The sequence below is a fragment of the Parasynechococcus sp. genome, assembly GCF_042954245.1.
Lineage (GTDB): Bacteria > Cyanobacteriota > Cyanobacteriia > PCC-6307 > Cyanobiaceae > Parasynechococcus.
Genome location: NZ_JBGKDP010000130.1, coordinates 1 through 6,651, shown reverse-complemented (window position 1 = coordinate 6,651; position 6,651 = coordinate 1). Strand labels below are relative to the sequence as shown.

The 6,651-nt window shown below is 61.0% G+C and carries 10 protein-coding genes; 7 read left to right on the top strand and 3 right to left on the bottom strand.

Features of this window, described 5'->3' with window-relative positions; all coding sequences use genetic code 11:
- The 3 genes from ACGVJ8_RS05825 to ACGVJ8_RS05815 all read right to left on the bottom strand — a co-directional run.
- Nucleotides 1–402: transglycosylase domain-containing protein (locus ACGVJ8_RS05825; RefSeq protein WP_392346277.1), on the bottom strand; the 402-nt coding region annotated here is incomplete at its 3' end.
- Nucleotides 399–1,352 (bottom strand): chlorophyll synthase ChlG, encoded by a 954-nt coding sequence (chlG, locus tag ACGVJ8_RS05820; RefSeq protein WP_392346275.1) that lies wholly within the window; start codon nt 1,350–1,352, stop codon nt 399–401. The genes chlG and ACGVJ8_RS05825, both read right to left, overlap by 4 nt.
- An 11-nt stretch (nt 1,353–1,363) precedes the next feature.
- On the bottom strand, nt 1,364–1,579 hold the full coding sequence (locus ACGVJ8_RS05815) for a DUF2862 domain-containing protein (RefSeq protein ID WP_392346273.1): 216 nt from the start codon (nt 1,577–1,579) through the stop codon (nt 1,364–1,366).
- 56 nt (nt 1,580–1,635) lie between these two features.
- On the opposite strand from ACGVJ8_RS05815, the gene hisF reads away from it, so the two are divergent.
- The 7 genes from hisF to ACGVJ8_RS05780 form a co-directional block, all read left to right on the top strand.
- The gene (hisF, locus tag ACGVJ8_RS05810) at nt 1,636–2,406 is read left to right on the top strand and encodes an imidazole glycerol phosphate synthase subunit HisF (RefSeq protein ID WP_392346271.1); all 771 of its coding nucleotides are present in this window, start codon (nt 1,636–1,638) and stop codon (nt 2,404–2,406) included.
- Nucleotides 2,403–3,104: a bifunctional demethylmenaquinone methyltransferase/2-methoxy-6-polyprenyl-1,4-benzoquinol methylase UbiE gene (gene ubiE, locus ACGVJ8_RS05805; protein WP_392346269.1), complete on the top strand. Its 702-nt coding sequence runs from the start codon at nt 2,403–2,405 to the stop codon at nt 3,102–3,104. Before hisF ends, ubiE begins: the two co-directional genes overlap by 4 nt.
- A gap of 77 nt (nt 3,105–3,181) precedes the next feature.
- The gene (locus ACGVJ8_RS05800) at nt 3,182–3,532 is read left to right on the top strand and encodes a hypothetical protein (protein WP_392346267.1); all 351 of its coding nucleotides are present in this window, start codon (nt 3,182–3,184) and stop codon (nt 3,530–3,532) included.
- Nucleotides 3,533–4,255: 723 nt separating this feature from the next.
- The gene (locus tag ACGVJ8_RS05795; RefSeq protein ID WP_392346265.1) at nt 4,256–4,408 is read left to right on the top strand and encodes a hypothetical protein; all 153 of its coding nucleotides are present in this window, start codon (nt 4,256–4,258) and stop codon (nt 4,406–4,408) included.
- 233 nt (nt 4,409–4,641) lie between these two features.
- Nucleotides 4,642–5,532, top strand: a complete 891-nt coding sequence (gene glyQ / locus ACGVJ8_RS05790) for a glycine--tRNA ligase subunit alpha (RefSeq protein ID WP_392346263.1) — start codon at nt 4,642–4,644, stop codon at nt 5,530–5,532.
- 75 nt (nt 5,533–5,607) lie between these two features.
- A complete protein-coding gene (locus tag ACGVJ8_RS05785; protein WP_392346261.1) occupies nt 5,608–6,072 on the top strand; it encodes a ComEC/Rec2 family competence protein in 465 nt (154 codons plus the stop codon).
- On the top strand, nt 6,069–6,651 hold a 583-nt coding region (locus tag ACGVJ8_RS05780; protein WP_392346259.1), incomplete at its 3' end, for a ComEC/Rec2 family competence protein. The genes ACGVJ8_RS05785 and ACGVJ8_RS05780, both read left to right, overlap by 4 nt.

The window sequence follows — 6,651 nt, the reverse complement described above, 5'->3', positions numbered from 1 at the left end:
AAAGACGGTTCGAGCGAGTTGCTGGGTGATGGTGCTTGCCCCTTCCCGAACCGCTCCCTGGCGGACATTGGTGACGATGGCCCGGGCAATGCCCCAGCCATCCACACCGTCGTGTTGATAGAAGCGCCGGTCTTCGGCGGCGATGAAAGCCTCAGCCACCGTTAGCGGCATCGCACCGGGCTTCACCTTCTCTCGAGTCGCTGGCCCCAGCTTCTGGATCACCTTGCCGTTGGTGGAGAGCAGGGTGATCGTTCCCGGCCGATTGAAGCTGGCAATCACCCGGACATCCGGAAGCGTGGCATCCACCAGCTCTGTCAGCGCGCGCATGCCCAGGGCTGCTCCCACGCCCACCGCAGCTGCCGTGCCAGCGATCAGTGCCCAGTGTAGGCGGGAACGATTCACATCACCTGGGTCAAGGGGCTGTGGCCCACGGCCAGAGCGGTCACTAACATGCCGAGCACCAGGAAGGGCTGGGCGCTGGCCTGATATTTGACGTCGAAAGCCACGGGGTCTCTCAGCAACCAGATGTCCTGGAAGGTGATCTGGGGAACGATCAAGAGAACCAGCAGAACCGCTGAGAAATGTTGGCCGATCCCGATCAAGACGGCAACCATCGCCAGTTGAAAAACATCAATCATTCCAGCGCTGATCCAGCTGGCCCGCTCAATACCAAACACAACCGGCAAAGACTGAAGTCCGAGTTCTCGGTCGCCTTCAACGCTCTTGAAGTCGTTGACAACAGCAATACCAAGACCCGCAAGGCTGTAGGCCAGGGTGAGCAGTGCTGTGCCCCAGGTCAGTTGCCCAAACAGGGCTTGTCCGGCCCACCAGGGCAGGGCGATGTAGCTGGCACCGAGGGCGTAGTTCCCCAGCCAGCCGTTCTGCTTGAGCTTCAGCGGCGGTGCTGAATAGATGTAGCTCACAAAGGAACCGCCCAACGCCAGGAGAAAGACCACAGGCGTGGTGTGGCCGGCCCATCGGTCGAGTCCGTAGGACACGCCTAAACCGGCGAGCAGCAGCACCCAGATCTGCAGCTTGACCTGGCCCAGGGGAATCGCTCCCGATGGGATCGGCCGGTAGGGCTCGTTGATCGCGTCGATCTCGCGGTCGTAGTAGTCGTTGATGGTCTGGGTGAAGCCCGCCAGCAAGGGGCCGCTCATCAATATGCAGGCGAAGGCGGCGAGCACGTGGTCCACACGCCACTCGTAGTTGCCGCTAGCTGCGGCTCCACAGATCACCCCCCAGATCAAGGGAATCCAGGTGACCGGTTTCATCAGCTGCAGCCGCAGCTTCCAGATGTTCGTGGTGCCTGAGGCACCCTTCATCCCAAGCAGCTGACGCGCGTCGCTCACAGAGACAGTCCTCAGGCGGCGGCGATTTCGTCTTCGAAGAACCAGCTGGTGGAGCCATCGCTGAGCTCAACAACCACACCGATTCCTTTGCCGTCGACGGTGCGGAAATCCTTCACCGTGCCGTTGGCGTCCTTCTTCAAAAGGTCAACCATGGCCTGGGGAATGCGATCACGCACGCGGGTCACGCGAATCTTAGAGCCGATCGAGATGGCTTCAGCCTGGGACATGGCCTGCGAGGCTTGGAGAGTGGCGCAACCCTAACAGTCGCTTTTGCGCCGAATCGATGGTTGCTCTGCGTCTGATTTCCTGCCTGGATGTTGCCCGGGGACGGGTGGTGAAAGGTGTCAATTTCGTTGGCCTGCGCGATGCCGGCGATCCAGTGGAGCTGGCTTGCCGTTACAGCCTTGCAGGAGCAGATGAACTCGTTTTCCTTGACATCGCAGCCAGCCATGAGGGGCGCGGCACCCTGATCGACATGGTGCGTCGCACAGCTGAATCAGTCACGATTCCTTTCACGGTTGGCGGTGGCATCAGCACCGTTGAGGGAATCACCGAGTTGTTGCGAGCCGGTGCCGACAAAGTGAGTCTCAACTCCTCGGCGGTGCGGCGGCCTGAGCTGGTGCGGGAGGGGGCCGATCAGTTCGGCTGCCAGTGCATCGTCGTGGCCATTGATGCCCGTCGGCGCGATGCCGGCGGCTGGGACGTTTATGTGAAGGGAGGCCGCGAGAACACTGGTCTTGATGTTGTGGAGTGGGCCCAGCGGGTGGCTGGCCTTGGGGCTGGAGAGATCCTGCTCACCTCGATGGATGGTGATGGCACTCAGGCTGGATACGACCTTGCCCTGACCCGGGCCGTGGCCGATGCGGTGCCCATCCCGGTGAGTGCCTCCGGTGGTGCGGGCTGCATGGATCATATCGCTGAGGCGTTGGACGTGGGCCCGGAGGGAGGCCATGCCTCCGCAGCCTTGCTGGCCTCGTTGCTGCATGACGGTGTTCTCACCGTGGAACAGATCAAGCAAGATCTGCTCTCCCGTGGCCTGAAGATCCGTCCATGAAGCCTGGTGATCCCGCGGCGGTGGAACAGCTGTTTGACGCTGTGGCTCCCCGCTACGACCGCCTCAACGATGTGCTCAGTTTCGGGCTTCATCGCCAGTGGAAACGTCAGTTGGTGCGCGCCCTTAAGCCGGTGGCAGGCGAGCATTGGCTGGATCTGTGCTGCGGAACGGGGGACCTGGCCTTGGAGCTGGGACGCTGTGTTCGCCCCGCTGGCGTGGTGACCGGTCTGGATGCCGCCGCTGCTCCCTTGGAGCGAGCCCGCCAGCGCCAGCGCCAGCAGCCCTGGTTGCCGGTGACCTTCCAGCAGGGGGATGCTTTGCAAACCGGCTTGCCCAGTGCCTGCGCTGATGGTGCGGTGATGGCCTACGGATTGCGCAATCTGGTGGACCCCCTGCAGGGGCTGAAGGAACTGCGCCGGCTGTTGAAGCCCGGTGGGTGCGCAGGGGTGCTGGATTTCAACCGTCTGCCCCAAAGCGGAGCGGCGGCCGCTTTTCAGCGCTTCTATCTGCGTCGCCTGGTGGTGCCCGCTGCCTCCTCTGTAGGGTTGCGGGAGGAGTACGCCTACCTGGAGAAGAGCCTGGCGCGCTTTCCTGCGGGGCCTGAACAGGAGCGGCTGGCCCGGCAGGCGGGATTCGCCGAAGTGAACCACCGCTCGCTCGTGGCCGGACAGATGGGCGTTTTGACCCTTAGGGCATGAATCTTTACCTGTGTCGCTTGCGACACACCCCGCCACTAGCGTAGGAAAGCTGAAGAGAAAGTTAAAGGGGGTCTGGTTTGGCGTTTCCGCTGCCGAAGCTGCTGCCCCGAATCGAAGAGCTGCTTCAGGAAGTGCAGTGGCTGGATGGTCTGATCCTGATCACCGACTCCGACCGCGCCTGTTTCGTTGCCTTTTCGCAAGTGGATCCCCTGCTACGTCGCCTTCGCCAGCGCCCCAAGGGGCCAGAGGTGGCTGAAAAGCTCTGCATGTCCTTGCTGGATTGCCATGGAAAGGGAGGCGCAAAGCCCGTCCTGGTCTTTCAAGGGGATGGCAGTTTCTGGCTCGGAATGATTGGTCCCAGCGGCAACAATCCGCATCGCCATCACGCCATCGCGCACCTCCACCGTTGTTTGGCTTTGGAGGGCTGACCGGCCACTGGGCAGAATCGAAACCCAGGTTGCCCCGACCCAGCGCATTTTTAAGACAGAAGTTGCAGAGTGTCTTAAAACCAAGTTCTGCCTGGAATCTGAGCGACAAATCAGGCTTGTTCAAACGATAAGTTGCGGTTTCAGTAGTTGGCACTGTGCCTGGGTGGTCTTGCACTATCACCCCGTTAGGACGAAGCAACGCATGGGCGCCACCTGCGGAGAGGAGGTGTTGCTGTGGTGGTCATAGAGAAGCTCGCCCTTATGGGTGGGGAATTTGAACTTGTGCGCCTCTCACAGCGCCCCAAGACTTGGTACTTCAGGTTCTATGTACGGGGCAGCGCGCATCAGAAGAAGAGATATGTAGTTCGGTCTCTCAAGACGGATAACAGAGGGCAAACAGAGCGCCGTGCCTATAAGGAGTGGCGGAAGCTCAAAACAATTGAAGAAGAGAGTGGTGTCGCTGGAACGACAGCACCCTCGACACATTTGTCCTCTTAGTGGCGGCATTCTCTGCCGCCTTTTTTATTGCTTGCGGGCGACCGAACCATGAACGGTCCTCACCACAACTTCTGACGGTTCTCCTACTCCTCACGGGAGAGCGCCAGGAGGAAGTTGGTGGGGTCAAGAACGAGGAGACGGGTCCCTGGGGTGTTTGCACTCCAGGGGTCTTTTTTTGTCCTTTGCGATGGCAGTACGTTTTTCGCCCTCCTCCGTTTCCGCGTCATGGATCTGCTGAAGGCTTGCGATGAGATGAAGGACTTCATCGAAACTGCGCAGAAGTTGGTCCAAGCCTGGGATGCAGACCCGGACAACTACTCGCAGTTGGAAGAGGGGCTATCCGCGTTGAAGGCGGAACTAGAGAAGTTCAAGGACTGAGAGGGGAGATTTGATTGCCTTCTCCGCAGCAGATTTGCGGAGAAGGCGTTGAGTTTGAGGGTGTTACCCCGTTTGAACGCACGCCTTTTGAGAAAATGCGGTGTGTCTGGAAGTGTGTTCAAACTTTCGTTCAAACCACCCACGAAAAACCTAGTGTTTTCGGGGATGTTTAAACGATGTTCAAACGCCCTTCACTTCTCAAAACCCGCATCAACACTAGAAAAGACTGACATATGCACTTCCAGGACATCATCAGCAGACTCAACCGGTTCTGGGCGGACCAGGGGTGTCTATTGCTGCAGCCCTACGACACCGAGAAGGGTGCCGGCACCATGAGCCCCCACACGGTGCTCCGGGCGATTGGCCCTGAGCCTTGGGCCGTGGCCTATCCCGAACCCTGCCGTCGCCCCACCGACGGCCGTTATGGCGATAATCCCAACCGGGCCCAGCACTATTTCCAGTACCAGGTGCTGATCAAGCCATCCCCTGACGGCATCCAGGAGACCTACCTGGCGTCACTGGAGGCGCTGGGCATCAAGGCCGCTGACCACGACATCCGTTTCGTCGAAGACAACTGGGAGTCCCCCACCCTCGGCGCTTGGGGTGTGGGCTGGGAAGTGTGGCTCGACGGTATGGAGGTCACCCAGTTCACCTATTTCCAGCAATGCGGCGGCATCAATTGCAAGCCCGTTTCGATTGAGATCACCTACGGCCTCGAGCGGCTGGCGATGTATCTCCAAGACGTAGAAAGCATCTGGGACCTCAGCTGGAACAGCGAGCGCAGTTACGGCGAAATCTGGCTGCCGTTTGAAAAGGGGCAGTGCGACTTTAACTTTGAGGCCTCTAATCCCGAGCGGCTCAAGCAGTTGTTCGCCATCTACGAGGCGGAAGCTGCTGATCTGATCGAGAAGCAACTGCCAGCACCGGCCTTGGATTTTATTCTGAAGTGCAGCCACACCTTCAACCTGCTGGAGGCCCGTGGCGTGATTTCCGTGACGGAGCGCACCGCAACCATCGGCCGGATTCGCAACCTGGCCCGCAAGGTGGCCGAGGCTTGGTTGACGGAACGGAAGGCCCTTGGTTTCCCGCTCTTAAAAAGGGGAACTCTCGAGACAGCGGCCTGATGGTTTCTGCGTCGACGTCGTTCTGCTGATGCCATTGCCCTCTGTCTTTTGGCGCTCCTTGTGCTTCGAGGGCTGTTGTGGGGGGCGCCGACGCCGAGTCGAGCCGATCCATCTCGCCTGATCCAGACGCCGGCGGCGGCCGTTGCGATCAGCGGTCGCTTGCTCGCCGATGTGCGCCGTTTTCCCTCGGGGTGTTCCGCCCTGTTGGAGGTGGATCGGATCGAGGCTCGCCGGGTCGAGAGCAGCGAGGTGCTGCAGCGTCCATGGACGCCGTTGGCTGATCTGCGGCGCGATGTTGTCCAGCGGTTGCAAAAGGCAGTGGGGCCCCGGCGGGGTGGCTTCCTGGCCGCTCTGGTGCTGGGCGGCGCCCAAGTGCAGCTCTCGGAAGACATCCGAGAGGCTTTCCGCATGGCCGGCTTGTCCCATGCCCTTGCGGCATCGGGGTTTCACCTCTCCGTTCTGCTCGGCAGTGTGCTGATGCTGGCCCGCCGTCTGCCGCCTGGGCCCTATCGATTGGTTTTCAACTCAGTGCGGCGGTGACCGCTGGGCTGATCCTTACGGCTCCTCGCCTCGAGCAGGCTTTTCAAGCGTGGCTGCCGGATCGCTGCCAGGGCCTGGCAGCGGCGTTGCCCATCCCTGTGGCGGCCTTGCTCTGGACGCTGCCGCTGCAGTTGCTCCACTTCGGTGCAATGCCGTTGTATGCCCTGGTTGCCAATCTTCTCCTAGCCCCGCTGCTGGCGCCGCTAACGCTCTCGGCACTATTGGTTTTCGTGGGGCCTACGGCTGTGCTGCCTGTGCTGCTGTGGCCCGTCCATCAGTTGGCGGGCCTGGTGATCACCATGGCCGGCTGGATCAGCCACTGGCCTGGAGCCCAACTCCTCACCGGACGTCCCCAGGCGTGGGTGGTTGTCCTGCTGGTGCTGGGCTTGCTGCCTTGGTTACTGGGGGCAGCGCGCTGCCGCCGGCGCTTGTCGCTGATCCCCATGGCAACCGCCCTACTCGTCCACGGCCTGGTGCAGCTCGGCGATGGTTTGGTGGCGGTGGAGCGGTTTGGTCGTCACTGGTTGCTGGCTCGCCGCTGTGCACGGCCACGCTCGCCTGGATTGGGTGATGCTCTTG